The following is a 25,928-nucleotide window of genomic DNA, read 5'->3' as shown; positions in this document are numbered from 1 at the left end:
CTAAATCTCCATCTGGGGCTATAAAAACAGCATAAATTGATTTAGAGGCAGTGGCATTTGTTGATTCTTGGCAACCATACAACTAGCGCAGTTAAACCGCTCAAAAGCAAGAATGCATTTGCGGTATTTGCATGTGCTCTTTGCGCTTCCCTCTCTCCGTTTTCAGTCTTGGCTCAGTCATCCCAGAGTAATGCCCCAGCAAGCGTTACCGTTCAGTCTGGCGATACATCTTTAGCTGCGCCGCCATCAATAGGTGCACAACTAGCAGTGCAGGATCCGCCACTGGGCTCAAGCTCAAAGGCAGCAGAATTATTTGCTCCGGTAACTAAGGCGAATACTCCAAAGATTTACACCAAGCCAATTTCATCTGGCCCGACGGAGATGGATTTACGTCAGCTATGGAATGAGCTCAAGTTGAATAATCCACAGCTATCTTCATTGCGTGAATCATATTTGTCTGCCAAAGCCACTGTTCCGCAGATTAATGCTCCGGCTAACCCGCAAGTGGGGTTGGTCTGGTCCGGCATGCCAGCGAACTCGCCATTTGCATTAGGTGGAGCAAATGCACCATCACAGCAATACCCCGGCGGCATTAGTAGTAATAACTCTATTTCAGTAGCTCAACCTTTTCAGTTTCCCGGCAAGAAGAGTCTTGCTGCTGATATTGCTGATACCAACGCTGAAGCCTTGCTAGCAAACTCAGAGTCTACCTACCTGCAATTGGGCGCTCAGCTTTCAACCTTGTACTACAGTGCCTTGTCTTCACAAAAGCAATTGGTAGTTCTCAAGGAATCTGTTATTCGCTTAGAGATGATTAAGAATGTAGCGAAGGCGCGATATGCCAATAACGCAGCAGCGTATGTTGAATATCTGAATGCCCAAGTGGCGCAGAGTGCTGCTCAAGCAGACCAATTCAATGTAGAGCGTCAGCTCAACGTGGCATTGAATAGCATCAACACTTTGGTTGGCCGTCACTCTCGTGAAAAATTAGTACTGCGTGGAGATGTGCGTCGCGCTATGAGTGGTGTACCAACCTTAATTGAGTTAGAGGATTACGCAGAAAGTAGTCATCCATCTTTAAAGAGCTCAGCATTGCAATTGGATGCTGCTCGTAAAGGTGTGGATTTGGCAAAAAAAGCTTATTTGCCAGACTTTCAGGTAATTGGCTCATCCTATACGCCGCGTGGACCATTCTCCGCAAATAATGGCGCGTTGTTTTATCAGTTTGAATTGGATTTGATTATTCCACTGTACTTCTTCACTAAAGAGAAATACGGAGTAGAGCAAGCGCAGCGTAATCAAGCTGCAGCTGAGGCGGGTAATATTTCCAATCGCCAACAAATCGTCTTAGCTGTTAATACGGCCTACGCTGCTTACGAGCAAGCCAAGAATCAAACCCAGTTTTTGAAAGAACGCCAAGTGCCGCAAGCTGATGCTGCTTACAAGGTAGGTCTGACTCAGTATTCAAATAATGGCCAAGGCTTTAATGATTTATTGACTGCGCAAACCCAATTGCGTAACTTGGAGATTGCATTGGCTCAAGCCGAGAGCAATCTACTGCAAACGCAGGCGGTATTGATGGTTTCAGCGGGCAAAGAACCCTTTTAAGGAGCAGTTTTGAAAGACAAAATTCTTTCGTTTCTAAAACAATTAGCTGATAAGGCCAAGCCTATTCTGCATAAGGGTGCACATCACGGCACGCACCATGCAAAAGTTGCTGCTGCCGGCTTAGCGGGTTTGTATTGGAATCTATCGCCGCAGAATCGTTACCGCGTTCGTCTGGCTGCTTTTGCTTTTGCCATTCTTTCTGTAGGCATCGTAGTTGGGCGCTTAACTAATGTAAATCGTGCAGTGAAGTACGAGTCAAGTGGCAAGGAGTTAAAGGTTCAAAAAAGTGGTGTACTTGAATTAACTCTCCCGGGGATTCAGTTAAACCCAGAAATTTATATTTTTCAATCTGCTGAAAAAGTTCAAGTTCCCGTTGATATCAAAGTGCCAGGACGCTTGGCATTTAATGCAGAAAAATCTAAGGTACTTTCAGCTCGTGCGCCAGGCCGAGTAGAGCGAATCTATGCTTTCGATGGCGCTCAAGTCGATATTGGTTCACCAATTGTGGAGATGTATAGCCCAGAATTTTTATCTGCCCAGCAAGAGTATCTGCTGTCGTCAAAAACTGCCAAGGTTCTCGAGGCAAACAAATCAATGAGCGACTTATTGGGTGATGCACGTATTACCCAACAAGCAGCCGCTAACCGCATGAGAAATCTAGGTGCTGGTGAGGGCGATATTAAGAGTATTGAAACTACGGGTAAGACAACTAATAACTTAATCATGCGCTCCCCTTTAAAAGGGGTTGTGGTCAAGAGGAATGTCGAGCCAGGTTCTGCTGTGAGCTCGGGTGATGTCATTGCTACTCTTGCAGATCCTAAACAACTTTGGTTCTTGGGTAATGTATTCGAACAAGACTTCCATATGATTAAGCAAGGCCAGAAAATGATCTTGACGCTTGAGGCATATCCCGAAAAACAATTCGTAGCTTATGCTAATTACATTGCTCCAGCTGTTGATCCTCAGACACGTGCATTACTGATTCGTGCCGATGTAGAAAATACCGATGATCTTTTGCGTCCTGATATGTACGCCTCTGCATTATTAACCACAGGTATGGCTGATGCGGTTGTGGTGCCTCAGACTGCGATAGTTCGGGTTCGCGAAACTCGTTATGCAATCATAAAAGTTGGTCCTGAAAAATATCGTCGTGTGCCTGTTAAGGGATATGACCTCAATAGTAAGAGCTTTGCAATTACGGAAGGTATAGAGCAGGGCTGGCAGATATTGGCCCAAGGCGCGGTTTTGTTAAACGATCGTTTTGCAAAGCAGGAGGACTAAGTGAGCGTTTTCACCTCCTTCATTCGAGGGGTCGTTGAGAAGCGCGTACTCGTCATATTTGCCTCGATCATTTTGCTTGGTTTGGGTGCATTTAGTTTGAGTAAGTTACCAATCCAGCCTTATCCTGGCGTTGCGCCATTAACAATTCAAGCAATTTCTCAGTGGCCTGGAAGAAGTACTACCGAGGTAGAGCAGCAGGTCACTATTCCGGTTGAGAATGCATTAGCTGGTATCCCGGGTTTGCAAGCTTTCCGCTCGGTATCTTTATTTGGCCTTTCAGTTGTTACACTTAAATTCACAGAGACAACAGACCCATTTAAGGCTCGTCAGGTATTTATTACCAACCTAAGTAGCGTCAATTTTCCGCCTGGTGTCACATCAAGCGTTAGCCCTGATTCTGATGCGATTGGTGAAATAATGCGTTACGAAGTTAGGTCAGACTACGCATCCCCAACCAGATTAAAAACATTACAGAATTACGAAATATATAAGGAGCTCAAACAAACTCCAGGTGTGGCGGATATTTCATCTTTTGGTGGCAAGGTACGTCAGTACCAAGTAATTGTTAGCCCAGAAAGTTTGCAGGCTAAAGGTGTATCTGTAAATCAGCTGATAGATGCGTTAACAAACGCAAATTCTAATGCTGGTGGAGGCTTGCTTCCAACTGGCGAGCAGCAGTTTGTGGTGCGCGGTGTTGGATTACTAAAAACTATCGATGACATTAAGCAAGTTGTTATTGCAAATAATAAAGGCGTACCCATTCGTATTGGTGATGTAGCTCGAGTTGAAATTAGTAATGCGCCACGCTTAGGTTTATTTCAATTTAATGAAAACCCAGACTCTGTAGAGGGAATAATATATTTACGTCGCGGCGAAAATGCCACTGAGGTTTTGGCTCGTGTTCGCTCTACGATTGAAAATATTAATAAGCATGTATTGCCTCCTGGCATCGAGGTAAAACCATTCTATGATCGTCAGGCATTGTTGGATATTACGATTGGCACGGTTAAGCACACCCTTATTATTGGGATGCTTTTAGTTACGGTTGTCTTGTATTTATTTCTAGGTAATCTTAGGGCTGCTGCAGTGGTGGCTGCAATCATTCCGCTTTCCCTTTGCGTTTCGTTTATACAGATGCATTTATGGAGTGTGCCAGCGAATTTAATTTCCTTAGGCGCAATTGACTTTGGCGTGATTGTGGATGCAGCAGTTATATTGTGTGAAAACGTAATGCGCCATCTGGAAGAGGGTGGCAAACGCCTTAATCAAAGCATTATTCTCGCGACAAGCGAGGTGCAGCGCGCGATGATTTATTCGACCGGCATCATCATTGTTGCTTACTCACCATTATTTTTCATGGGTGGAGTAGAAGGAATTATCTTCAGGCCAATGGCATTTACGATGGGTTTTGCTTTACTTGCGGCCATGATATTGAGCTTAACTTTTTTACCCGCAATGATTTCTTTAGTTTTTGGTGAAAGTATTCAACATAAACCTCCAAAATTCATTACAAACCTTATTGCTAGCTATAAGCCGTTGTTGCGCAGGTTGATGGATCGCCCCTTGACGGTCTTCTCTGTAACGGTGTTTGTGCTTGCTCTTACATTATTAAGTATGACGCGTCTAGGAACCGCTTTTTTACCAACGTTAGAGGAAAACAACATCTGGTTACGGGTTACTCTACCTAATACAGTAGATTTAGATTACTCAATTAAAATTGCAAATCAATTGCGCGAAAAATTTATGGCTCGTCCAGAGATTGATAAGGTTGCCGCTCAAATTGGACGTCCTGATGACGGCACCGATTCAACTGGAGTATTCAACCAAGAGTATGGGCTTTACTTAAAGAGCCCAGATAGAATGCCCGATGGTAGCTCTAAGAAGCAACTCATTGCCCAGTTAGAGAGGGAGCTTAATACCATACCCGGCATAACTTATAGCTTCTCTCAGTATATTGAGGATAACGTGAATGAGGCCCTATCGGGTGTAAAAGGAGAAAACTCGGTAAAAATTTATGGTGCTGACTTAGAAGTTTTAGATCAGAAGGCACATGAGGTAATTGATCAGCTTAAAAAGGTCCGAGGCGTTGCTGATGAGGGTATTCTGAAAGAGTTAGGTCAGCCGACTCTCAATATTCAGATTGATCGCGAGCGTGCATCACGTTACGGCATAAATGTAAGTGATATACAAACAATCGTTGCTAACTCTATTGGTGGAGCTGCAGTCACTAATCTACTTGAAGATGAAAAAACTTTTGGTATTGCCGTCCGACTAAACGAAGGCAGTCGTAACGACGTTGCTGACATTGGCCGCTTGCTTGTAGACTCGCCAGACGGTTCAAAGATTCCTTTGTCAATGGTTGCTTCAGTTCGCTTAACGGATGGGCCGTTCTTCATCTATCGGGAAGCAGGTAAGCGCTATATTGCGATCAAGTTTAGTGTTCGTAATCGTGATTTGGGTAGCGCTGTCGAGGATGCGCAATTTCTGGTGGAGAAAAACATTACATTGCCACCAAATTACTCAATCAGCTGGGATGGTCAATTCAATCAAATGAAGCAAGCTCACAAAAAGTTAATGGTAATTGTCCCATTGGCTTTGACGGGAATATTTTTACTCCTCGTCAGTGCCTTTGGAAATTTCCGTGATGCATTTATTGTGATGATCAACGTGCCATTTGCTGCTATTGGTGGTGTGATAGCTTTGCATTTAGCAGGTGAGACCTTGAGTATCTCGGCATTCTTCGGATTTTTATCTCTCTTTGGCATTGCGATCCAGGATGGTGTAATTTTAATCTCCTTTATCAATAAAACCACTGCTACTGAGCATGGCGAGATGAAGGACGTAATGGTCGATGGTGCTGCACTACGCGTACGACCAGTATTGATGACGGCCATTCTTGCGGGCTTAGGTTTATTACCCGCAGCTTTATCTCATTCGATTGGATCTGAAGCTCAACGACCTTTGGCGTTGGTAATTGTTGGCGGCATGGTTTCTACAATCATCCTGACATTATTGGTTTTGCCAGTTATTTATAGCTGGTTTAGAGGTCGCGCCTTAACTGCAACCCAAAATATATAAAACATAAAGACTATTTTCATGAGCAATCATCAACCTCACATCTTGGTTTCCAATGATGATGGCTATTTAGCTCCTGGTTTATTGGCTTTAGTAAATGCGGTACGTCCTTTGGGTCGTATTACAGTGATCGCTCCCGAGCAAAATCATAGCGGCGCATCGAATTCATTAACACTCTCAAGGCCACTCTCGATTCATCGGGTTGCCGGTGGTGAGCGTGACGGATTTTTCTTTATCAATGGTACGCCGACAGATTGTGTTCACGTTGCGATGACTGGCTTTCTTGATGAGAAACCAGATTTGGTGATTTCTGGCATTAACCAGGGTGAGAATATGGGTGAAGACACTCTGTACTCTGGTACGGTAGCCGCTGCTGTTGAGGGTGTGATGTTTGGAGTGCCTGGTATTGCTTTCTCACAAATTGATCGTGGTTGGAATCGCATTGAGGATGCCGCTAAAGCGGCGCACGATCTAGTGGCGCAAATGCTGGTTTCTGCGTTAAGCAAAAATCATGCTGATGGCGTAGCAACACTACTCAATGTCAACATTCCAAATCGTCCTTACGCTGATCTTTATCGCTGGCGTGTAACTCGCCTGGGCAATCGCCATCATTCACAGCCTGTAGTGGTGCAAGATAGCCCTCGTGGTGAAAAGATTTACTGGATCGGCGCCGCGGGCGATGTCAAAGAGGGCTCCGAGGGCACTGACTTTCATGCGATTGCTGAAGGATGTATTTCGATTACGCCGATGCAGTTAGACTTAACGCATCATGCTCGTCTAGCGGCAATGCGCGCTAACGGATGGGACCGCGGTTGAAGGCTCCAACAGAACGCTTTGCTGCCTATCGGCAAGCGCTAGCTGCAAAAGTGCATGCGGGCGGCGTAAAGCACGGTAAAACTCTAGAGGCAATTGCTACCGTCCCAAGGCATGCCTTTATGGATGCCGGTTTGCATGCGCAGGCTTATGAAGACACTGCCTTACCTATTGGTCATGAGCAAACCATATCTAAGCCATCCGTAGTGGCAAGGATGATTGAACTGCTTCATAAGCCAAAGCACAAGCTTGGCAAAGTGCTAGAGATTGGTACTGGTTGCGGTTATCAAGCGGCGGTTCTCAGTTTGCTAGCGGATGAGGTTTACTCTATTGAGCGGATACGCCCATTACATGACATGGCCAGGGCAAAGTTACGCCCGTTTCGGATTAATAATCTGCGCTTAATTTATGGCGATGGTATCTTGGGTTTGCCTCAGGCAGCACCATTTGACGGGATCATTTTGGCGGCAGCAGGTTTGGGCATTCCAGATGCCTTACTTGACCAGTTGTCGATTGGCGGTCGCCTGGTAGCCCCAGTTGCCAAAAATGACAAAGAGCAGCAGCTTGTGATGGTGGAGCGAATGAGTTCCCAGCGCTACCAAAGGACTGTGCTGGACGAGGTCTTTTTTGTCCCCTTACAATCAGGGGTAGTGTGAGTTTTATGATGAATTCAATAATTCAGAACCCAATTTAATGCTAAGCACCTTATTTAAACCTTTTCTCGTTGCGCTGATATCTGCATCATTGATGTTGATGGTGGGCTGTTCCGTGCCACGCACAAAGCCTGCTAGCGTGACTGATCGCAGTGGCGGATCGAGTGAGCCAACACCGCCTGGTTACTATCGAGTTAAAAAAGGCGATACCTTGGCGCGCATTGCTTTAGATAACGGTCAAGCACCACGTGATGTTGTGCAATGGAATAAAGCGGCCAATCCCAACTTCAATCCCAATGTGATTGAGGTTGGGGATTTGATTTTGATTAAAGCGCCTGCAGGATCAAAGCCTGCACGTGTTGCGGATAAGAAGCCTGTAGCAGATAAGTCAGATTCACCGGCGACCTCTCCTGAGCCAGCAAAAGTTGAAGCCGTGGCTGAACCTGGCATCCGTTTATCTTGGCCCGCAAAAGGTAAAGTTATTGCTGAGTTTAGTGAGACCAATAAAGGTATTGATATAGCCGGCAAAGTCGGTGAGCCCGTTCTTGCTGCATCAGATGGCAAGGTGGTATACGCTGGCAATAGCTTGCGTGGTTACGGCAATCTAGTCATTGTGAAGCATGACAATACCTATCTCACTGCTTACGCCCACAATAGCAAGCTCTTAGTAAAAGAGGGTGACACTGTTCGTAAGGGTCAGAGGATTGCTGAGATGGGCGATACAGATGCTAATGCAATCAAATTGCATTTTGAATTACGCGTTAACGGAAAACCAGTTAATCCAACGCCGTATCTGCAGTAACGTTGCCTTAAGTAAGTATGGCGACCGTTCTCGTATTCGATATTGAAACCATTCCTGATGTAGCGGGATTGCGTCGTCTGGAAGATTTTCCGAAATCCATGAGTGACGCCGAAGTGGCTAGCAAAGCAATGGCTGATCGCGCCGCTAAAACCGGCAGCGAATTTCTTCCCCTGTTTCTGCAAAAGATTGTGGCGATATCTTGCGTGATTCGTAGAACTACCAAAGAAGGATTGCCACAAATTAAAGTGGGAACCTTAGGGACTCCACAAGATGACGAAAAGGTTTTAGTTCAAGCCTTCTTTGATCTCATTGAAAAATATACGCCGCAATTGGTTTCTTGGAATGGCAGTGGCTTTGACTTACCGGTATTGCACTATCGAGCTCTAGCTAATCATATTCAAGCGCCACGTTATTGGGAGATGGGCGAGAGCCAAGATTCTGATAGCCGAGAATTTAAATGGAACAACTACATTAGCCGTTACCACATGCGTCATCTTGACATGATGGATCTCTTGGCAAAATTTAATGGTCGCGCCAATGCACCTCTTGATGGCTTGGCTAAGTTATGTGGCTTTCCAGGCAAGATGGGCATGGATGGCAGTCAAGTATGGCCCGCTTATCAAGATGGCAAGATTAATGACATTCGCCGTTACTGTGAGACGGATGTAGTCAATACTTATCTCATGTACTGCCGTTTTCAGTTGCTGCGCGGTGGCTTCTCTCTCGAGGAGTACCAAGAAGAGATTGAATTTGTAAAAGCCTACTTAGAAAAAGAAGCGAAAGAGCCAAATGGCGCTCAATGGCAAGAATATCTCCGGGGTTTTTCAGCTGATGCGTAGAGGGGATAAGCCAGTCAACATCGAGGTGACTGAGCCAATCAAAGTTGAAGCCTTAGATCTCGATGCTCAAGGAATTGCGCGCTTGGTGCCGAACGAGGAAGAGCTGGCCCAGGGCCAAAGTGGCAAAGTCATCTTTATTAAAGGGGCATTACCAACTGAGCTGGTGACATACACGATAACCAGTGAAAAAGCCCGCTTTAGTAAAGCTAAAGTACGCGATATTCTCAAGCCCGCGGTATTTCGGGCTGAGCCCAAATGTAAAGCCTTTGGTATTTGCGGCGGCTGCACCATGCAGCATTTAGATATTCGTGCGCAAGTGGCTATGAAGCAGCGTGTGCTCGAAGATGATCTGCAACATATTGCCAAAGTAAAGCCAGGAGAAATCCTGCGCCCGATGGGTGGGCCCACTTGGGAATACCGTCATCGTGCACGTCTTAGTGCGGTTAATCGCTCTATTAAAAAGGGCACAGTACTCATTGGTTTTCATGAAGGCAAAAGTGGCTATGTTGCTGATATGCTGGCCTGTGAGATTCTGCCTAAGCATGTATCTGACTTATTGCCAGAGATGCGCAAATTGGTGATGGGTTTGTCTATCGTCGATCGTATGCCGCAGATTGAAATTGCAGTGGGTGAGCCAGAGGATTCCCAATCAGAGGATCCTAAAAAATCCAAGCCGGTTACTGCATTGGTGTTTCGAAATCTCAAGCCCCTGACAACTGATGACGAGCAACTGCTACGAGAGTTTGCCGATCAACATCAGGTCTGGATATGGCTCCAGCCCAAAGGCATTGAGACGGTAGCGCCGTTTTATCCCGAGACCGGCAAGCTTTGTTACCGACTACCTGAATTTGAAATTGAAATGCCATTTAAACCTGCGGACTTTACACAGGTTAATCATATGATGAATCGCGCCTTGGTGAGTAGGGCGATTCGCTTGCTGGAAGTAAAGCCTACCGATCGTGTGCTCGATTTATTCTGTGGCATTGGTAATTTCACATTACCGCTGGCCAGAAAAGCAAAACAAGTTTTAGGTATCGAAGGTTTGGCAAGCTTAACCACTAGAGCAAATGCAAATGCAGAACATAACGGCTTGGTTGAGAAGGCAAGCTTCATGCAAAGTGATTTGTTTGAAGTGACACCAGAAACGATTGCATCCTGGGGAAAAGCAGAGCGCTGGCTAATGGATCCTCCCCGCGAAGGTGCAATGGAAATTTGCAAGGCACTAGCTGAATTACACCTTCAGCAAAGCGACTTACTCCCTCAGCGCATTGTGTATGTCTCCTGCAACCCAAAAACTTTGGCCAGAGATGTTGAGATTCTGTGTCATCAAGCGGGCTACTCTTTGAGTAGCGCAGGGATCATTAATATGTTTCCTCACACCTCCCATGTGGAGTCTATGGCGGTATTTGATCGGCTGTAATCGCCTAAATACTTGATTTAGAAGTATTTCCCCAATAGTCCGGTTAAGATTGCCCCAATTTAGTGCGTAAAGCCTAAATCCAGTGCGACTTGCAAATACCTGGCTCCAATCCAAGAGTAGATTGAACTTATGCAGAGATATTGCTGCCAAACCCGTAAATTACTTTTGGGAGTCTGTCATGAAAGCCTCAGATAGTTTTGCCCTCTTATTCATTTTGATGGCACTGTCTTATGTTGTGAGTATGTTTGTTGCTGTCTAGCATCCAGTCATAAACAATTCACGCGAAGCTTTTTTGTAGCAAATAAAAAGGCGCCCGCAGGCGCCTTTAGAGAACATCACACTTCAGTTCTTAGTATTGCTTAATCTCTATTACCGCCAACAATACCCAAGAGGGCAAGTAAGTTGGTGAAGACGTTGTACACATCCAAGTAAATAGCCAAAGTAGCCATGATGTAGTTGGTCTCGCCGCCGTTAATCACACGCTGCACATCTACCAAAATGAATGCAGAGAAGATTGCGATGGCTAGCACCATCACTGTCAACATCAAAGCAGGCAGTTGCAGCCAGATGTTTGCCAAGGAGGCAACAATCAAGAGTAGTACGCCAACCATCAGCCATTTGCCCATACCGGAGAAGTCGCTTTTGCTTACAGTAGCGATCGTTGCCATAGTGGCAAAGATCGCAGCTGTGCCGCCGAAGGACAGCATGATGAGCGTTGCACCATTGCTATAGCTGTTGAGTGTGAAGCCAACCAAGCGGGACATCATGATGCCCATGAAGAAGGTAAAGCCCAGGAGCAGTAGAACGCCTACACCGGTATCTTTATTCTTTTCGATGGCCCAGAAGAAGCCAAAAGCAACTGCCATAAACACGATGAAGCCAATGAATGGGCTGCCTGAGAAGAGTTCCAATCCCATCGCAACGCCAAGCCAGGCGCCTATGACGGTAGGCACCATGGATAGCGCCAACAGCGCATAGGTATTGCGGAGTACGCGGTTGCGTATTTGGATGGTGCTAATCGAGCCGGTTTGGCCAAAGCCGTAAGAGTTCAGATCACTCATATTGACTCCTTCTTTTTTGATAGTTATTACAAGAGCCCATATAGGGCTGTTGACAGTAAGTATAGACAAAACACCTAAATTTCAAGCCCCCATATGAAAGACCTACAAATTAAAGGCTTATGCCCTGTAAATTCAAGGGCTTAGCCCTACAGACATAGGGGTAAATACGGTCAGGCAATGTATAATTCGGGGGTCGCTGGAGTGGGGTGGCTTATAGCCCCAACCTGGCAAAAACCTTTGAAATCACTATTGGAGTCTTGAATGGCAATTGAACGCACCCTTTCTATTATCAAACCTGATGCTGTCGCTAAAAACGTCATCGGCAAAATCTATGATCGTTTCGAATCCGCTGGTTTGAAGATTGTTGCTTCCAGAATGGCGCATTTGTCACAAAACGAAGCTGAGCAGTTCTATGGCGTTCACAAAGATCGTCCTTTCTTCAAGGACTTAGTCAGCTTTATGATTTCCGGTCCAGTCATGATTCAAGTTTTGCAAGGCGAAGGCGCTATTGCTAAGAACCGCGACTTGATGGGTGCTACTGATCCTAAGAAGGCAGAAAAAGGCACAATCCGTGCTGACTTTGCTGACAGCATTGATGCAAACGCTGTTCACGGTTCTGACGCTCCTGAAACAGCTGCTGTGGAAGTTGCTTTCTTCTTCCCTGGCATGAATGTTTTCAATCGTTAATCAACAACCTATTTATCTATAAGTAGGCGCATTGACCTCCCCGCGCGTAAATCTCTTAGATTTTGACGCTGACCAAATGGCAGCGTATGTCGCGGGGTTGAATGAAAAGCCCTTTAGGGCAAAGCAACTCATGCAGTGGATACATCAACGTGGTGTATCAGACATTAATGACATGAGTGATTTAGCAAAAAGCTTTAGAGCAACTTTGCTAGATAAAGCAGAAGTACTTTCTCTCCCCGTAATTAAAGACGAGCATGCGCTAGACGGCACCCGCAAATGGTTGCTGGACGTGGGCGCTGGCAATGCGGTGGAGTCCGTTTTTATTCCTGAGGATGACCGAGGCACTTTGTGCATCTCTTCTCAAGCGGGTTGCGCAGTGAACTGCCGCTTTTGCTCAACTGGGCATCAAGGCTTCTCACGCAATCTCACTTCTGGTGAAATCATCGGGCAACTCTGGTTTGCTGAGCATCTTTTGCGTAATGATCCGGAGGCTGTTCGTCGCATTGAAAAATTTCCTACTCCAGGTTGGGAGCATACGGGTCGTGTGATTTCTAATGTGGTGATGATGGGAATGGGTGAGCCATTACTCAATTACGACAATGTCGTTTCTGCATTGCGCCTCATGCTTGATGACAGGGCTTATGGTTTATCCCGTCGTCGTGTAACTGTTTCAACATCAGGCGTGGTGCCGATGATTGATCGCCTGGCGCAAGATTGCCCAGTAGCCTTAGCAGTTTCCTTGCATGCACCGAATGACGCATTGCGTGATCAATTGGTACCACTGAATCAAAAATATCCTCTACGTGAATTGCTTGATGCTTGTGAGCGTTACTTGCCATTCGCACCAAGAGACTTTTTAACTTTTGAATATTGCATGCTCGATGGCGTGAATGACTCCGATATCCAGGCAAAAGAATTGGTGCGCTTACTGAGAAACATTAAGTGCAAGATTAATCTGATTCCATTTAATCCTTTCCCAGAGTCTGGTCTCAAGCGTTCGTCAGCTCAGCGGGTAAATGCCTTTGCTGGCATTCTTTTGGACGCTGGCATGGTTGCTACTGTACGTAAGACTCGTGGTGATGATATTGCTGCAGCCTGCGGTCAGTTAGCGGGGGACGTGGTCGACCGAACTCGAGTTCGTGAGCGTGATGTCCACAGTGCCGAAATCGAAATTGCTGAAGTTGAATCAAATGAGCACCCAATTGAGTGGCTCAAAAAATTAAATTAAAGATTAGATCCTAGTCAATAGATCCAATGAGCTCTAATAATTCTTTGCCGCCACTACCACTAGGTCCAGCGCCTAAGCGCGCTACTCGTCAGGCTACCGTTGCCTGGAAAACGAACATCATTACTGTGGGTGGCGATGCTCCAGTTCGCGTACAGTCGATGACGAATACCGATACTGCAGATGCGGTTGGTACGGCAATTCAGGTAAAAGAATTGGCGCGCGCTGGTTCGGAGATGGTTCGTATTACCGTTAATACGCCAGAAGCTGCTGCTGCAGTTCCTTATATTCGTGAGCAGTTAGACAAGATGGATGTCTTGGTGCCACTCATTGGCGACTTTCATTACAACGGCCACACTTTATTGAATGATTTTCCGGATTGCGCCAAGGCGCTCTCTAAATACCGCATTAATCCTGGCAATGTGGGTAAGGGCGCTAAGCGTGACCCGCAATTTGCCCAAATGATCGAAGCTGCGTGCAAATATGACAAGCCGATTCGGATTGGTGTGAACTGGGGTAGCTTAGATCAAGACCTCTTGGCTTCCATCATGGATAGCAATGCGGCTTTAGCAGTCCCAAAAACTGCGCAAGAAGTGATGATTGAGGCGTTGATTCAATCTGCCTTGCAGTCTGCGGAAAAAGCAGTGGAGCTGGGCATGAACCCCGATCAAATTTTGCTGTCTTGCAAAGTGAGTAATGTGCAAGATTTAGTTGCCGTATATCGCGATCTTTCTCGTCGCTCTGACTATCCATTGCATTTAGGTTTAACTGAAGCAGGTATGGGTAGCAAAGGAATTGTTTCTTCTACGGCAGCAATGGGTATCTTGTTGCAGGAAGGTATTGGCGATACGATTCGTGTTTCATTAACACCTGACCCAGGCGCGCCTCGTGAAAACGAAGTGATTGTTGCGCAAGAAATATTGCAGACCATGGGCCTGCGTAATTTCACGCCGATGGTGATCGCTTGCCCAGGTTGCGGCAGAACAACCAGTACTACCTTCCAAGAATTGGCAGCCAATATTCAGTCCTACTTACGTCAACAAATGCCGGTTTGGAAGAAAACCCATCCTGGCGTTGAGAATATGAATGTGGCCGTCATGGGATGCATCGTCAATGGTCCAGGTGAGAGTAAGCATGCCAATATTGGTATTTCCTTGCCAGGTACAGGAGAAACCCCAGCCGCCCCAGTGTTTGTGGATGGGGTTAAGGTAAAAACACTGCGTGGTGAGAGAATTGCCGAAGAGTTCCAAGTGATTGTGGACGAATACGTCAAACAAAATTATGCGGCTAAGGTTTAAATAGGCTTAAGTAAAGTAATTACAAAACAATAATAAAAATGACTGATCAAAACGTAAAAGATAAAGTTCAAAAGACGCAGAAGATTAACGGCGTGCGCGGCATGAATGATTTACTGCCAGCCGATGCTGCTCAATGGGCGCATCTTGAACACGTTTTACGTGATCTCACTCGCGCTTATGGCTATGAGTTTTTGAGAACACCTATTGTGGAAGCAACGGCGGTATTTCAGCGCGGTATTGGTGAGGTGACCGATATCGTTGAAAAGGAAATGTATTCCTTTGAAGATCGCTTGAATGGCGAGCAACTGACTTTGCGCCCAGAGGGTACTGCTGCATTAGTGCGTTCCGTTATTGAGAACAATTTGCTGTATGAGGGACCTAAGCGTCTCTGGTATACAGGTCCGATGTTCCGTCATGAGCGTCCACAGCGTGGTCGCTATCGCCAGTTCCACCAGTTCGGTATTGAGGCCTTAGGCTTTGCTGGCCCTGATATCGATGCAGAAATCATCCTTATGGGTCAACGCCTATGGGATGAACTTGGTCTAAAGGGCGTTCGTTTAGAGATTAACTCTCTGGGTCAGGCGCCTGAGCGTGCAGAGCATCGTGCGGCCCTGGTAACGTACTTTGAGAAGAACAAAGCGCAGTTGGACGAGGACTCACAACGCCGTTTAATGACAAATCCTTTGCGCATTTTGGATTCTAAGAATCCAGAGATGCAGACCTTGATCGAAGGTGCGCCGAAGTTGTTGGATTTCTTGGGCGAAGAGTCGCTTAAACATTTCAATGCGGTGCAAGCATTGCTTAAAGCCAACAACATCCCTTGCAAAATTAATCCCCGTTTAGTTCGTGGCTTGGATTATTACAACCTCACTGTATTTGAGTGGGTGACAGATGAGTTGGGTGCTCAGGGCACTATCGCAGGTGGTGGCCGTTACGATCCATTGATCGAGCGTATGGGCGGCAAAGCTGCCCCCGCTTGTGGTTGGGCAATGGGTATGGAGCGTGTGCTTGAGCTCATGAAAGTTTCTGGTTCTTTGCCGGAAGTGCAAGCTCAGTGTGACATTTTTGTTTTGCATCAAGGTGGTGAGACTTTAACGGCTGCCATGATTATTGCCGAGCGTTTACGTAGCGCCGGAATCGATACCATTCTTTTCTGCCCTCCAGATGGTCAATCCGCTAGCTTTAAGTCCCAAATGAAGAAGGCAGATAGTAGTGGGGCTGCCTTTGCGGTCATTATTGGCCCCGATGAGTTGGCTAAGAACGAGGCCCAACTTAAGGATCTGCGTGGCACAGGCGAACAGAAGTCCGTTCCCTTGGATAACGTACTGGGGGCGGCAATTGATGCTCTGGTAGGCGCCTCCGAATAGAATTACCCTAATACTTATAAATTACTTATTAATTAGTTTGGATTGAAATGCCTTTAGATCTAGAAGAACAAGAACAATTAGACCAATTCAAAGCGTTTTGGCAAAAATATCGCAATCTCATTACGGGCGTGATCACTGCTGCTTTATTTGCCTATGCCGCCTATAGTGGTTATCAGTGGTGGCGCAATAGTCAGGCGCTTGAAGCCTCCAAGTTATATGAAACGATGGTTGGTGCAATTGCTAAAGGTGATAAAGATCAAACCTTGCGCGCTGCAGATGATTTACAAAAAGATTTTGGTCGTACGCCTTATGCAGCGATGTCGAGCTTAATTGCTGCGCGTATTGCATCAGACGCGGGTGATGGCAACAAAGCTTTGGACTATTTGCGTTGGGCTGCTAAGAATGCTTCAAATGATGGTTATTTGGCATTGGCAAAGTTACGTTTAGTGACGCAGTTAATTGAGCAAGGTGGTGAAAAGGATTTTGCAGAGGCAGATCAAATTCTGAATCAGAAACCTATCGCTGGTTTTGAGTCCCTCTGGCTTGAGCGTCGTGGCGATTGGTATTTGGCACAAAAGAAAAATGATCAAGCAAAACAAAGCTATCAAGAGGCTTGGAAGAAATTAGATCAAGCAAAAGAATTTCCAGAGGAGGCACGTCGACTCTTGAAGGTTAAATTGGATGCCGTTGGGGGAGTTGCTCAGTGATGACTAAAGAAATGAAGCGTTTGCCAGTGCGCCTAGGCGCCGCCTTGGTGTTGGGTTCCTTGGTAATGGCTTTAGTCGCTTGTTCCGGCAGCTCTCGTGTGAGAAAGCCTGCCGATTTGGCTGCAGTTACAAATCAATTTGATTTGCAGTCGGTATGGTCAACTAGCGTGGGTTCATCAGAAGGCTTTAACTTTCATCCCATTGTTGCTGGCGATGCTGTATATGCTGCTTCACATCGGGGTAACTTGGCCAAAATTGATTTGGCATCAGGCAATAAGGTATGGGAAGCATCTGTACCCGAGCGTTTATCAGTTGGCCCTGGTTCTGATGGTCGCACTACGGTTGCGGTTACTACAAAAGGTATGGTCTACGCGTATGACGAGACAGGTAAGCAGATTTGGAATATCAGTGTAGGTAGTGAAGTGTTGAGTGAGCCAGTAGTGGCGGGTGGCGTAGTCATTGTGCGAGCTCTTGATAATCGCTTTATCGGATTGGATGCTCTAACTGGAGCGCGTAAGTGGACCTATCAGCGCCAGCAGTCTGCATTGTCATTGCGTGTTGGTTACGGCATGTTGGCGATTGGTAACGAAGTCATTGTTACTGGCTTTGCAGGTGGACGTTTTGGCATGATTGTAATTGCCAATGGTGGTTTGGTGTGGGAGACCCCAGTATCTTTTCCAAAAGGGTTTTCAGAAATTGAGCGCTTGAATGACGTTACTGCTAAACCTAGCATGGAAGGTGAGATTCTCTGCGCTGTTTCTTATCAAGGCCGCATTGGTTGTGGTCAGGCGCGTACGGGCAATCTTTTATGGTTTAAGGATTACTCAAGCTATACCGGTACCTCCCAAAGTACGGATATGGTTTTCTCGGCAAATGATAAATCCTATGTCACTGCTTTTGCAACCAAGGATGGCACTCAGGTTTGGGAAAACACTCAGTTAACTTATCGCGATGTAGGCGAGTCACTTGCAGTGGGTAGAGTTTTGTTAATGGGTGATTCTCAAGGTTACATCCATGCATTTTCACAGGCGAATGGTGAGATGGTTGCACGTATTCGTCACGACAGTAGTCCAATCTCGGCTGCCCCTATTGCGGTAGGTGGCCTCATCTTGGTTCAATCTCAAGGTGGAAAAATAGCGGCGTACAGTCCAAAATGAATCCAGTCATCACTATCGTCGGCCGTCCCAATGTAGGGAAGTCGACTCTCTTTAATCGCTTAACGCGTTCACGTGATGCATTGGTGGCCGATTTTTCTGGCTTAACCAGAGATCGACACTACGGCAAAGGCCGCATTGGTGAGCGCGCATTTATTTGCGTAGACACAGGTGGTTTTGAGCCTGTTGCAAAGACTGGCATCGTAGCCGAAATGGCAAAGCAAACGAAGCAAGCTGTTGCCGAATCTGACATTGTGATTTTCTTGGTCGATGGTCGCTTAGGAATGGCACCACAAGATCGTGTCATCGCAGACTTCTTGCGTAAAACTGGTCGCCCAGTCATCTTGGCTGTTAATAAAACTGAAGGCATGCAAGCCGGCGTTGTCACGGCAGACTTTCATGAGTTGGGTTTGGGTGAGCCTTTCCCAATCTCTTCTGCTCATGGTGATGGTGTGCGTGGTTTGATTGATGATGCATTGGATTCTCTTGGCATCGCAGAACCAGATGAAGATGAATTAGCAAACGATCCAAATCGCCCAATGAAGATTGCGGTGGTGGGTCGTCCAAACGTGGGTAAATCTACATTGATCAATAAGTTGATTGGTGAAGAGCGTGTCATTGCATTTGATATGCCGGGTACAACGCGTGATGCAATTGAAGTTCCCTTTGAGCGCAACGGTAAGCCATACATCCTAGTTGATACCGCAGGTCTGCGTCGCCGTGGCAAGGTATTTGAAGCGATTGAAAAGTTTTCTGTTGTCAAAACATTGCAGGCTATTGCTGACTGTAATGTCGTGATCTTGATGTTAGATGCGCAGCAAGATATTTCTGAGCAAGATGCCCATATCGCAGGATTCATTGTTGAAGCTGGTCGTGCGCTCGTAGTTGCAGTCAACAAGTGGGATGGTATCGATGCATATGTAAAAGAACGTGCTCGTTTAGAGATTGCACAAAAACTACGCTTCTTAGATTTTGCAAACGTTCATCCGATTTCCGCTAAAAAGGGCACGGGCCTTAAGGAGCTCTTTAAGGATGTCGACGCTGCATATGCTGCAGCAATGGCGAAGTTGCCGACTCCACGTTTGACCCGCATTTTGCAAGAGGCAATTGAGCATCAACAGCCAAAACGCGTTGGTATGGGGCGTCCTAAATTGCGCTATGCCCATCAAGGGGGCATGAATCCCCCAATTGTGGTTATTCATGGCACATCCTTAAGCGGGGTAACGGATAGCTACAAGCGATACTTAGAAGGTCGCTTTAGGGATGTCTTTAAGTTACGCGGTACGCCTTTGCGGATTCAGATGAATACTGCCAAAAACCCCTATGTGGATGCTGATAAGGGTAAAAAAGGCAAAAAGCGTTAATTTGGGATAAGCTTAAATCCTCAGTTCCTTGTGGGCTTGATTTTTTCGAAAATCAGATCAATATAGAGGGCTGCAAAATGTAGTTGTTGTAAAGATTGATATTTAATTAAAAAAGCAAGACTCCGAAAAAAGTAGTTCAGAAAAGATAAATAAGGGGCAGTATGAATAACAAGCAAATCCAATTACTTCAGGATCCTTTCCTCAATGCTTTGCGCAAAGAGCATGTTCCTGTTTCGATCTATCTCGTAAATGGCATTAAGTTGCAGGGCAATATTGAATCTTTCGATCAGTATGTTGTCCTCTTGCGTAATACCGTGACGCAGATGGTTTACAAGCATGCAATCTCGACGATTGTTCCTGCTCGTGCGATTGATTTCCGTTTAGAAGAAGCTAGCCCTGTATAAAACTGGAGTAGATGCGGCACGCGCTGTTCTGGTTGGAGTGGATACAGGACGCGAAGATTTTGCTGACAGCATGGCCGAGCTCAGTCTTTTGGCTGATAGTGCCGGCTCTATACCTGCAGCCAGTGTTATCGCCCGCAAAGGCAGGACGGATCCAGCTTTATTCATAGGCTCAGGTAAGGCCAATGAACTCAAAAGGGTCATGGAAGAGCGGGGCGCAGAGCTCGCCATCTTCAATCATCCTTTATCTCCAACACAGCAACGAAATTTAGAACGTCACATTGGATTTCATGTGATGGATCGCACCGGTTTGATTTTGGACATCTTTAGTCAAAGAGCGCAAAGTCACATTGGTAAGACGCAGGTTGAACTTGCGCAAGTGCGATATCGCATGTCTCGATTGGTAAGAGCATGGAGTCACTTAGAACGTCAGCGTGGTGGTATTGGTGTGCGTGGTGGTCCTGGTGAAACCCAAATGGAGTTGGACCGCCGGATGTTGGCAACCAAGGCCAAGCGCCTTGAGAATGAATTAGAAAAACTACAGCGCCAACAAAGGACGCAAAGACGTGCTCGAAATCGCAAGGATGTGTTTTCAGTCTCTTTGGTGGGGTACACCAATGCGGGCAAATCCACTCTTTTTAATGCCCTAACCAAAGCAGGGACATACGCGGCTGATCAGCTATTTGCCACCCTCGATACCACCTCCAGAAGGGTCCATTTGGATGGAGTCGGGTCGATTGTGGTCTCCGATACGGTGGGATTTATCCGGGATTTGCCTCACCAGCTGGTAGAGGCTTTTAGGGCAACCCTGGATGAAACCATCCATGCTGACCTGATTTTGCATGTCATAGACGCCTGTAGCCCGGTAGCCAGGGAGCAAAAGGCCGAAGTTGAGGCTGTTTTGGAGGAAATTGGGGCTGATGACATCCCCAGGATCGAGGTTATGAACAAAATCGACTTAATGCCTCAAACCTTTACCCGGGGGGCGGTTTTAGAGCGCGATAACCTGGGTTTTCCTAGTCAGGTTTTCCTGTCGGCCCAGTCAGGCTTGGGCCTTGATTTACTTCGTTCAGCCCTCGCCGAATGCTCTCAAATGACTGATAGAATAAGGGTCGAGCACAACCGTGCCAAGAAACAATTGGCCCCGGATGAGTTTTTAGAGCCTTTACCTGAACGACCAGAAACTTCTGAATTTAATCCGATTTCCAACCCGAGCTATTTTTCTAATGACGCGTAAATTTCTAGGACTGTTTTCGGTCAATGACCCCGGATGGGGCAATAGCCACAATTCCGGTGGATCTAAAGATGCTAAGGATGGGCAGGGGGGCGATCAAGCTCCAAAAGTCGATCCAGAAACCAATCAGCCTGTAGAGACTCGACCAACCAGTCAACCAAATAAATCAGATGGCCCTCCAGACTTGGATGAGCTCTGGAGAGATTTCAACGACAGAATTGCTGGCATTTTTGGCGGCAAAAAATCTCCTGGCACAGCTAACAAGCCATCTAATAAACCAAGCAGCACTGATATTCCTCCGCCTTCACAACGAGGTGGTGCCGGTGGCAGTGGCGGCGGCAACGGCGGCATCAGTGCGCCTAATTTCAATTTCAGCAATCCATTCGGATCAAAGGCAAGCATCCTGATTGCAGGTGCAGTTGTCTTCTTTATGTGGGTATGCAGCGGCTTCTTCATTATTCAAGAAGGTCAAGCTGGCGTCATCCTTACTTTTGGTAAGTACGACTACACCGCGAAGCCTGGTATTAACTGGCGCATGCCGTGGCCAATCCAGTCTGAAGAGACGGTGAACTTATCGGGCGTTCGTTCTGTAGAAGTAGGGCGCCCAGTCTTAATTAAAGCGACGAATCAAAAAGATTCCTCCATGTTGACTGAGGATGAAAACATTATCGATGTGCGCTTTGCTGTGCAATATCGCTTGAAAGATCCTACTGATTATTTATTTAATAATCGTGATCCTGATGCTGCAGTAGTTCAAGCTGCTGAAACAGCCGTCCGCGAAATCGTTGCACGCAGCAAGATGGATACCGTGCTGTATGAAGGTCGCGAAAAGATTGGTGTTGATTTAGCGAATTCTATTCAGAAGATTTTGGATAGCTATAAGACCGGTATCTATGTGACGAGTGTGACCGTCCAAAACGTTCAGCCACCAGAGCAAGTTCAAGCGGCCTTTGATGATGCAGTGAAAGCTGGTCAAGACCAAGAGCGCTTGAAGAGTGAAGGTCAGGCATATGCAAATGACATTATTCCAAGAGCTAAAGGTACTGCTGAGCGCCTGATTCAGGAGGCTGAAGGTTATAAGGCCCGCGTAGTGGCTACTGCAGAAGGCGACGCAACACGCTTTAAGCAGGTATTGGTTGAATACTCTAAGGCACCTCAGGTAACGCGTGATCGTATGTATATCGATAGCATGCGCGAGATGTACAACAATGTCACTAAGATTTTGGTGGATACCACTAAGAGCAATAGTCTTTTATATCTCCCACTCGATAAGATCGTTGCGCAAGTGAGTGCGGAAAGCGCTCAAGCTGCCAATGCACAGGTTCAATCTGGTGCAAGTACCCCAACAGGAAGTGTGACAGTTGGCGGCGCTACTGGTGCAAGTGCACCCAGCCCGTCTTCTAGTGCTGTTCCATTAAATAATAATTCTGCAGATAAGCGTGATGGCCTCCGTAGTCGCGATAGGGAGTCTAGATAATGAATGCAAATCGTTTAATCGCGGCAGGCATTGGCTTTGTTGTACTCATCTACGTTTTGTCCTCTAGCATCTTTGTAGTTGATCAGCGTAAGTTTGCTGTGGTGTTTTCTTTTGGACAGATTGTTCGTGTGATCGAGAATCCTGGCATTCAAGTAAAGATGCCGGCACCATTCGAAAGTGTTCGCTTCTTTGATCGCCGTATTTTGACAATCGACAATCCAGAGGCAGAGCGCTTCATTACTGCTGAGAAGAAAAACTTATTGGTAGATTCTTATGTGAAATGGCGCATTGTCGATCCACGTAAGTTCTTCATTAGCTTTAAGGGTGACGAGCGCTTGGCACAGGACCGCTTAACTCAATTAGTTCGTTCAGCCTTAAATGAAGAGTTCACCAAGCGCACTGTTCGTGAGTTGATATCTGATCAGCGTGAAGAAGTGATGCAGGGAATTCGCAAGAAAGTTGCGGATGATGCATCTGATATCGGCGTTGAAATTGTGGACGTACGTCTGAAGCGTGTTGATCTCTTAGCTGAAATTAGTGATTCTGTTTATCGCCGTATGGAGGCAGAGCGCAAGCGTGTTGCCAATGAGTTGCGCTCTATGGGTGCTGCAGAATCAGACAAAATTCGTGCAAATGCAGAGCGTCAACGCGATACGATTTTGGCGGAAGCCTATCGTGATGCCCAAAAAATTAAGGGAGCGGGCGATGCTAAAGCAACGGCTCTCTATGCAGAGGCATTTGGCCGTGATCCTCAGTTTGCCCAGTTCTATCAGAGCCTAGAGGCCTATAGAAGTTCTTTCAAGGATAAGAAAGACGTGATGGTGGTTGAGCCGACTGGTGAGTTCTTCAAGTTCCTGCACAAAAAATAAGAAAGCAAATAGTTCACATCATGAATCGCTGGTTACTTCCTGAAGATATTGCAGATGTATTGCCTGCTGAGGCTCGCAAGGTTGAGTCTTTGCGTCGTGCCGTTTTGGATTTATATCAGTCTTATGGTTATGAATTGGTTGCCCCTCCAATCTTGGAGTTCTTGGATTCTTTATTAACCGGTACCGGTTCGGATCTCAATCTTCAGACCTTTAAGTTGGTGGATCAGTTGTCTGGTCGTACCTTAGGCCTGCGTGCAGACATGACACCGCAGGTAGCTCGCATTGATGCACACCTGTTAAATCGTGATGGGGTCACTCGTCTCTGTTATGCAGGCTCTGTAGCGCACGCTCGCACTCCAGTGGGCAGCTCTGCTCGCGAAGAATTACAACTGGGCGCTGAGATTTATGGATGCTCCACTTGGGAAGCGGATTTAGAGGCTATTACTCTATTACTCAAAACATTGTCTGTTGCCGGTTTAGAGAAGGTCTATATAGATCTGTCCCATGCTGGCATTTTGGATGGCATCTTAGACGGTCAGAACTTAAATAAAGAAACAATTGAAGCTTTGTACGGCCTTTTGCAAAGCAAGGATCGTCCACGTCTAACTCAATGGGCAACTTGCTTGCCAGCAAATATTGCAAAAGCGCTGATAACTCTGACCGAGTTGAACGGTCCTTGTGCAGAAGTGCTGGCAAAGGCGAAAAAAGACTTGCCTAAGCATGCTGCTATTGATCAGGCTTTAACAGATCTTGAGCGTTTAGTGTCAGCCGCAGCAAAGCTGTCAGGCAATTTGGAGCTCAGCATTGATTTGGCTGATTTGCGTGGCTACCAGTATCACAGTGGTGTGATGTTTGCCGCTTATGTTGATCAATTGCCGCAGCCGATTGCAAGAGGTGGTCGCTATGATCATGTTGGCCAAGCTTTTGGACGTCCACGTCCTGCTACTGGTTTTTCTTTGGATCTGCTAACGCTAGCAAGCTTGTCGCCTTTAAGTATTCGCAAGCTGGCAATCATTGCCCCATGGATCGAGGATGCAGAATTAAGCAAGGCGATTGCCACCCTTAGAGCTCAGGGTGAGGTAGTGATACAAGTTCCAGCGGGTACAACTCTTGAGGCTGCCGAATACGAATGTGACCGTGAGTTGGTGAAGCAGGGCAACTCTTGGGAAGTAAAAAAGAAGTAAGGCAGTAATTAAATTAAAGCAGTGAACAGTTAACTTATTTTGTAATTATCTTTTTGGATTTCATTATGTCTTCAAAGCAGCAAGCTAAAGGTCGTAACGTAGTTGTCATTGGCACCCAGTGGGGTGATGAAGGCAAAGGTAAGGTGGTAGATTGGTTAACTGATCATGCACAAGCAGTGGTTCGCTTCCAGGGTGGCCATAATGCTGGTCATACATTGATCATTGGCGATAAGAAAACTATTCTGCGCTTGATTCCATCTGGAATCATGCATAAGTCTGTTATTTGCTATATCGGCAATGGCGTAGTTCTCTCGCCTGAAGCGCTCTTCAAAGAGATTGGCGAATTAGAAGCTGCAGGCTTAGATGTTCAATCACGCCTCAAGATCTCCGAAGCAACTACATTGATCTTGCCGTACCACGTTGCAATCGACCATGCCCGCGAGAAGAAGCGCGGCGAAGCGAAGATTGGCACAACGGGACGTGGCATTGGACCGGCTTATGAAGATAAAGTGGCGCGTCGTGCATTGCGTGTACAGGATTTGTTTTACCCAGAAAAATTTGCTGAGCAGTTGCGTGAGAACTTGGAATATCACAATTTCATGCTCACCAATTACTACGGCGCAGAGCCCGTGAATTATGAGAAGACATTGGCTGAAGCTATGTCATACGCAGAGCGTCTTAAGCCAATGGTGGTGGATGTCTCTAGTGCTTTATATGCCGCTGAGCAATCTGGTCAGAATTTGTTGTTTGAAGGTGCTCAAGGCACATTGTTAGATATCGACCACGGTACTTATCCTTACGTTACTTCTAGTAACTGTGTAGCCGGCAATGCTGCTGCTGGCTCGGGCGTTGGCCCTGATTCACTGCAATATATTTTGGGCATTACTAAGGCTTATTGCACCCGTGTTGGTGCCGGCCCATTCCCAAGCGAACTTTATGATCATGACAATCCTGCTAAACAAGATCCAGTTGGAGTGCGTTTGGCTGAAGTGGGTAAAGAGTTTGGCTCCGTCACTGGACGTCCACGCCGTACTGGCTGGTTAGATGCTGCTGCATTGAAGCGATCTATTCAGATCAATGGCTTATCCGGACTTTGTATTACTAAGTTAGACGTTCTGGATGGTTTTGAAACCATTCGCTTGTGTGTTGGCTATAACCTCGATGGTAAGAAACTGGATGTATTGCCACGCGGCGCAGAATCCGTCGCTCGCTGTGAGCCAATCTATGAAGACTTTCCGGGTTGGAAAGGCACAACTTTCGGTATTCGCGAGTGGAGCAAATTGCCTATAGAGGCACAAAACTTCCTGCGTCGTATTGAGGAGGTAGCCGGAAAGCCAATCGCGATGGTGTCTACTGGCCCAGAGCGTGATGAAACCATCCTCCTCCAGCATCCTTTTCAGGATTAATGG

General features: G+C 46.4%; 21 protein-coding genes and 1 pseudogene. 21 read left to right on the top strand and 1 reads right to left on the bottom strand.

Going from position 1 to position 25,928, the window contains the following annotated elements:
* Positions 1-57: 57 nt before the first annotated feature.
* The 8 genes and pseudogenes from ICN19_RS01070 to rlmD all read left to right on the top strand — a co-directional run bounded on the left by ICN19_RS01070 (position 58) and on the right by rlmD (position 10,491).
* Positions 58-1,608: a TolC family protein gene (locus tag ICN19_RS01070; protein ID WP_216245017.1), complete on the top strand. Its 1,551-nt coding sequence runs from the start codon at positions 58-60 to the stop codon at positions 1,606-1,608.
* Between the two features lie 9 nt (positions 1,609-1,617).
* A complete protein-coding gene (locus tag ICN19_RS01065) occupies positions 1,618-2,889 on the top strand; it encodes an efflux RND transporter periplasmic adaptor subunit (RefSeq protein ID WP_216245015.1) in 1,272 nt (423 codons plus the stop codon).
* Positions 2,890-5,967, top strand: coding sequence for a CusA/CzcA family heavy metal efflux RND transporter (locus ICN19_RS01060; protein ID WP_216245013.1), 3,078 nt, complete (start codon positions 2,890-2,892; stop codon positions 5,965-5,967).
* Positions 5,968-5,985: 18 nt separating this feature from the next.
* Positions 5,986-6,780, top strand: coding sequence for a 5'/3'-nucleotidase SurE (surE, locus tag ICN19_RS01055; RefSeq protein WP_216245012.1), 795 nt, complete (start codon positions 5,986-5,988; stop codon positions 6,778-6,780).
* A 29-nt stretch (positions 6,781-6,809) separates the two neighbouring features.
* Positions 6,810-7,433, top strand: a pseudogene (locus ICN19_RS01050) (protein-L-isoaspartate(D-aspartate) O-methyltransferase); the annotation flags it as partial.
* Between the two features lie 37 nt (positions 7,434-7,470).
* Positions 7,471-8,232, top strand: coding sequence for a peptidoglycan DD-metalloendopeptidase family protein (locus ICN19_RS01045; protein WP_216245009.1), 762 nt, complete (start codon positions 7,471-7,473; stop codon positions 8,230-8,232).
* A 17-nt stretch (positions 8,233-8,249) separates the two neighbouring features.
* Entirely contained in the window at positions 8,250-9,071 is an 822-nt protein-coding gene (locus tag ICN19_RS01040) for a 3'-5' exonuclease (protein WP_216245007.1), read from the top strand.
* The gene (rlmD, locus tag ICN19_RS01035; RefSeq protein WP_216245987.1) at positions 9,064-10,491 is read left to right on the top strand and encodes a 23S rRNA (uracil(1939)-C(5))-methyltransferase RlmD; all 1,428 of its coding nucleotides are present in this window, start codon (positions 9,064-9,066) and stop codon (positions 10,489-10,491) included. Before ICN19_RS01040 ends, rlmD begins: the two co-directional genes overlap by 8 nt.
* Before the next feature lie 359 nt (positions 10,492-10,850).
* Here the strand turns inward: rlmD and ICN19_RS01030 are convergent, their stop codons facing one another.
* Positions 10,851-11,552, bottom strand: a complete 702-nt coding sequence (locus ICN19_RS01030) for a Bax inhibitor-1 family protein (RefSeq protein ID WP_216245005.1) — start codon at positions 11,550-11,552, stop codon at positions 10,851-10,853.
* A 261-nt stretch (positions 11,553-11,813) separates the two neighbouring features.
* On the opposite strand from ICN19_RS01030, the gene ndk reads away from it, so the two are divergent.
* The 13 genes from ndk (at position 11,814) to ICN19_RS00965 (ending at position 25,925) form a co-directional block, all read left to right on the top strand.
* A complete protein-coding gene (ndk, locus tag ICN19_RS01025; RefSeq protein ID WP_068321117.1) occupies positions 11,814-12,239 on the top strand; it encodes a nucleoside-diphosphate kinase in 426 nt (141 codons plus the stop codon).
* A gap of 31 nt (positions 12,240-12,270) precedes the next feature.
* Positions 12,271-13,467, top strand: coding sequence for a 23S rRNA (adenine(2503)-C(2))-methyltransferase RlmN (rlmN, locus tag ICN19_RS01020; protein WP_216245003.1), 1,197 nt, complete (start codon positions 12,271-12,273; stop codon positions 13,465-13,467).
* A gap of 26 nt (positions 13,468-13,493) precedes the next feature.
* Positions 13,494-14,762: a flavodoxin-dependent (E)-4-hydroxy-3-methylbut-2-enyl-diphosphate synthase gene (ispG, locus tag ICN19_RS01015; protein ID WP_216244992.1), complete on the top strand. Its 1,269-nt coding sequence runs from the start codon at positions 13,494-13,496 to the stop codon at positions 14,760-14,762.
* Positions 14,763-14,800: 38 nt separating this feature from the next.
* On the top strand, positions 14,801-16,129 hold the full coding sequence (hisS, locus tag ICN19_RS01010) for a histidine--tRNA ligase (RefSeq protein WP_216244990.1): 1,329 nt from the start codon (positions 14,801-14,803) through the stop codon (positions 16,127-16,129).
* Positions 16,130-16,176: 47 nt separating this feature from the next.
* The gene (locus ICN19_RS01005; RefSeq protein WP_216244988.1) at positions 16,177-16,836 is read left to right on the top strand and encodes a tetratricopeptide repeat protein; all 660 of its coding nucleotides are present in this window, start codon (positions 16,177-16,179) and stop codon (positions 16,834-16,836) included.
* Positions 16,836-17,993 carry an outer membrane protein assembly factor BamB gene (bamB, locus tag ICN19_RS01000; protein ID WP_216244986.1) on the top strand — a complete coding sequence of 386 codons (1,158 nt, stop codon included), beginning with the start codon at positions 16,836-16,838 and terminating at the stop codon, positions 17,991-17,993. The genes ICN19_RS01005 and bamB overlap by 1 nt, the downstream gene beginning before the upstream one ends.
* Positions 17,990-19,354 carry a ribosome biogenesis GTPase Der gene (gene der / locus ICN19_RS00995; RefSeq protein ID WP_216244983.1) on the top strand — a complete coding sequence of 455 codons (1,365 nt, stop codon included), beginning with the start codon at positions 17,990-17,992 and terminating at the stop codon, positions 19,352-19,354. The genes bamB and der overlap by 4 nt, the downstream gene beginning before the upstream one ends.
* 161 nt (positions 19,355-19,515) lie before the next feature.
* On the top strand, positions 19,516-19,758 hold the full coding sequence (hfq, locus tag ICN19_RS00990; protein ID WP_068321135.1) for an RNA chaperone Hfq: 243 nt from the start codon (positions 19,516-19,518) through the stop codon (positions 19,756-19,758).
* Positions 19,751-20,992, top strand: coding sequence for a GTPase HflX (gene hflX, locus ICN19_RS00985; RefSeq protein ID WP_255536935.1), 1,242 nt, complete (start codon positions 19,751-19,753; stop codon positions 20,990-20,992). The genes hfq and hflX overlap by 8 nt, the downstream gene beginning before the upstream one ends.
* Complete coding sequence (gene hflK, locus ICN19_RS00980; RefSeq protein WP_216244969.1) at positions 20,982-22,466, top strand: FtsH protease activity modulator HflK; 1,485 nt, start codon at positions 20,982-20,984, stop codon at positions 22,464-22,466. The genes hflX and hflK overlap by 11 nt, the downstream gene beginning before the upstream one ends.
* Positions 22,466-23,335 carry a protease modulator HflC gene (hflC, locus tag ICN19_RS00975; protein WP_216244963.1) on the top strand — a complete coding sequence of 290 codons (870 nt, stop codon included), beginning with the start codon at positions 22,466-22,468 and terminating at the stop codon, positions 23,333-23,335. The genes hflK and hflC overlap by 1 nt, the downstream gene beginning before the upstream one ends.
* Positions 23,336-23,355: 20 nt before the next feature.
* On the top strand, positions 23,356-24,519 hold the full coding sequence (locus ICN19_RS00970; RefSeq protein ID WP_216244961.1) for an ATP phosphoribosyltransferase regulatory subunit: 1,164 nt from the start codon (positions 23,356-23,358) through the stop codon (positions 24,517-24,519).
* A gap of 65 nt (positions 24,520-24,584) precedes the next feature.
* Complete coding sequence (locus ICN19_RS00965; RefSeq protein ID WP_216244959.1) at positions 24,585-25,925, top strand: adenylosuccinate synthase; 1,341 nt, start codon at positions 24,585-24,587, stop codon at positions 25,923-25,925.
* Positions 25,926-25,928 lie beyond the last annotated feature (3 nt).

The organism is Polynucleobacter sp. AP-Capit-er-40B-B4 (assembly GCF_018882245.1).
GTDB lineage: Bacteria > Pseudomonadota > Gammaproteobacteria > Burkholderiales > Burkholderiaceae > Polynucleobacter.
Note: the sequence above shows the minus strand (reverse complement) of the source record. Positions and strands in the feature narration are given on the sequence as shown.

Bases quoted from the DNA above. Each gene is read 5' to 3' on its own strand.
- hflC (WP_216244963.1), top strand. From the start codon at position 22,466: ATGAATGCAAATCGTTTAATCGCGGCAGGCATTGGCTTTGTTGTACTC.
- hfq (WP_068321135.1), top strand. From the start codon at position 19,516: ATGAATAACAAGCAAATCCAATTACTTCAGGATCCTTTCCTCAATGCT.
- rlmD (WP_216245987.1), top strand. From the start codon at position 9,064: ATGCGTAGAGGGGATAAGCCAGTCAACATCGAGGTGACTGAGCCAATC.
- hflK (WP_216244969.1), top strand. From the start codon at position 20,982: ATGACGCGTAAATTTCTAGGACTGTTTTCGGTCAATGACCCCGGATGG.
- ICN19_RS01045 (WP_216245009.1), top strand. From the start codon at position 7,471: ATGCTAAGCACCTTATTTAAACCTTTTCTCGTTGCGCTGATATCTGCA.
- hisS (WP_216244990.1), top strand. From the start codon at position 14,801: ATGACTGATCAAAACGTAAAAGATAAAGTTCAAAAGACGCAGAAGATT.
- bamB (WP_216244986.1), top strand. From the start codon at position 16,836: ATGACTAAAGAAATGAAGCGTTTGCCAGTGCGCCTAGGCGCCGCCTTG.
- ndk (WP_068321117.1), top strand. From the start codon at position 11,814: ATGGCAATTGAACGCACCCTTTCTATTATCAAACCTGATGCTGTCGCT.
- ICN19_RS00965 (WP_216244959.1), top strand. From the start codon at position 24,585: ATGTCTTCAAAGCAGCAAGCTAAAGGTCGTAACGTAGTTGTCATTGGC.
- ICN19_RS00970 (WP_216244961.1), top strand. From the start codon at position 23,356: ATGAATCGCTGGTTACTTCCTGAAGATATTGCAGATGTATTGCCTGCT.
- ispG (WP_216244992.1), top strand. From the start codon at position 13,494: ATGAGCTCTAATAATTCTTTGCCGCCACTACCACTAGGTCCAGCGCCT.
- ICN19_RS01030 (WP_216245005.1), bottom strand. From the start codon at position 11,552: ATGAGTGATCTGAACTCTTACGGCTTTGGCCAAACCGGCTCGATTAGC.
- der (WP_216244983.1), top strand. From the start codon at position 17,990: ATGAATCCAGTCATCACTATCGTCGGCCGTCCCAATGTAGGGAAGTCG.
- ICN19_RS01040 (WP_216245007.1), top strand. From the start codon at position 8,250: ATGGCGACCGTTCTCGTATTCGATATTGAAACCATTCCTGATGTAGCG.
- ICN19_RS01005 (WP_216244988.1), top strand. From the start codon at position 16,177: ATGCCTTTAGATCTAGAAGAACAAGAACAATTAGACCAATTCAAAGCG.
- surE (WP_216245012.1), top strand. From the start codon at position 5,986: ATGAGCAATCATCAACCTCACATCTTGGTTTCCAATGATGATGGCTAT.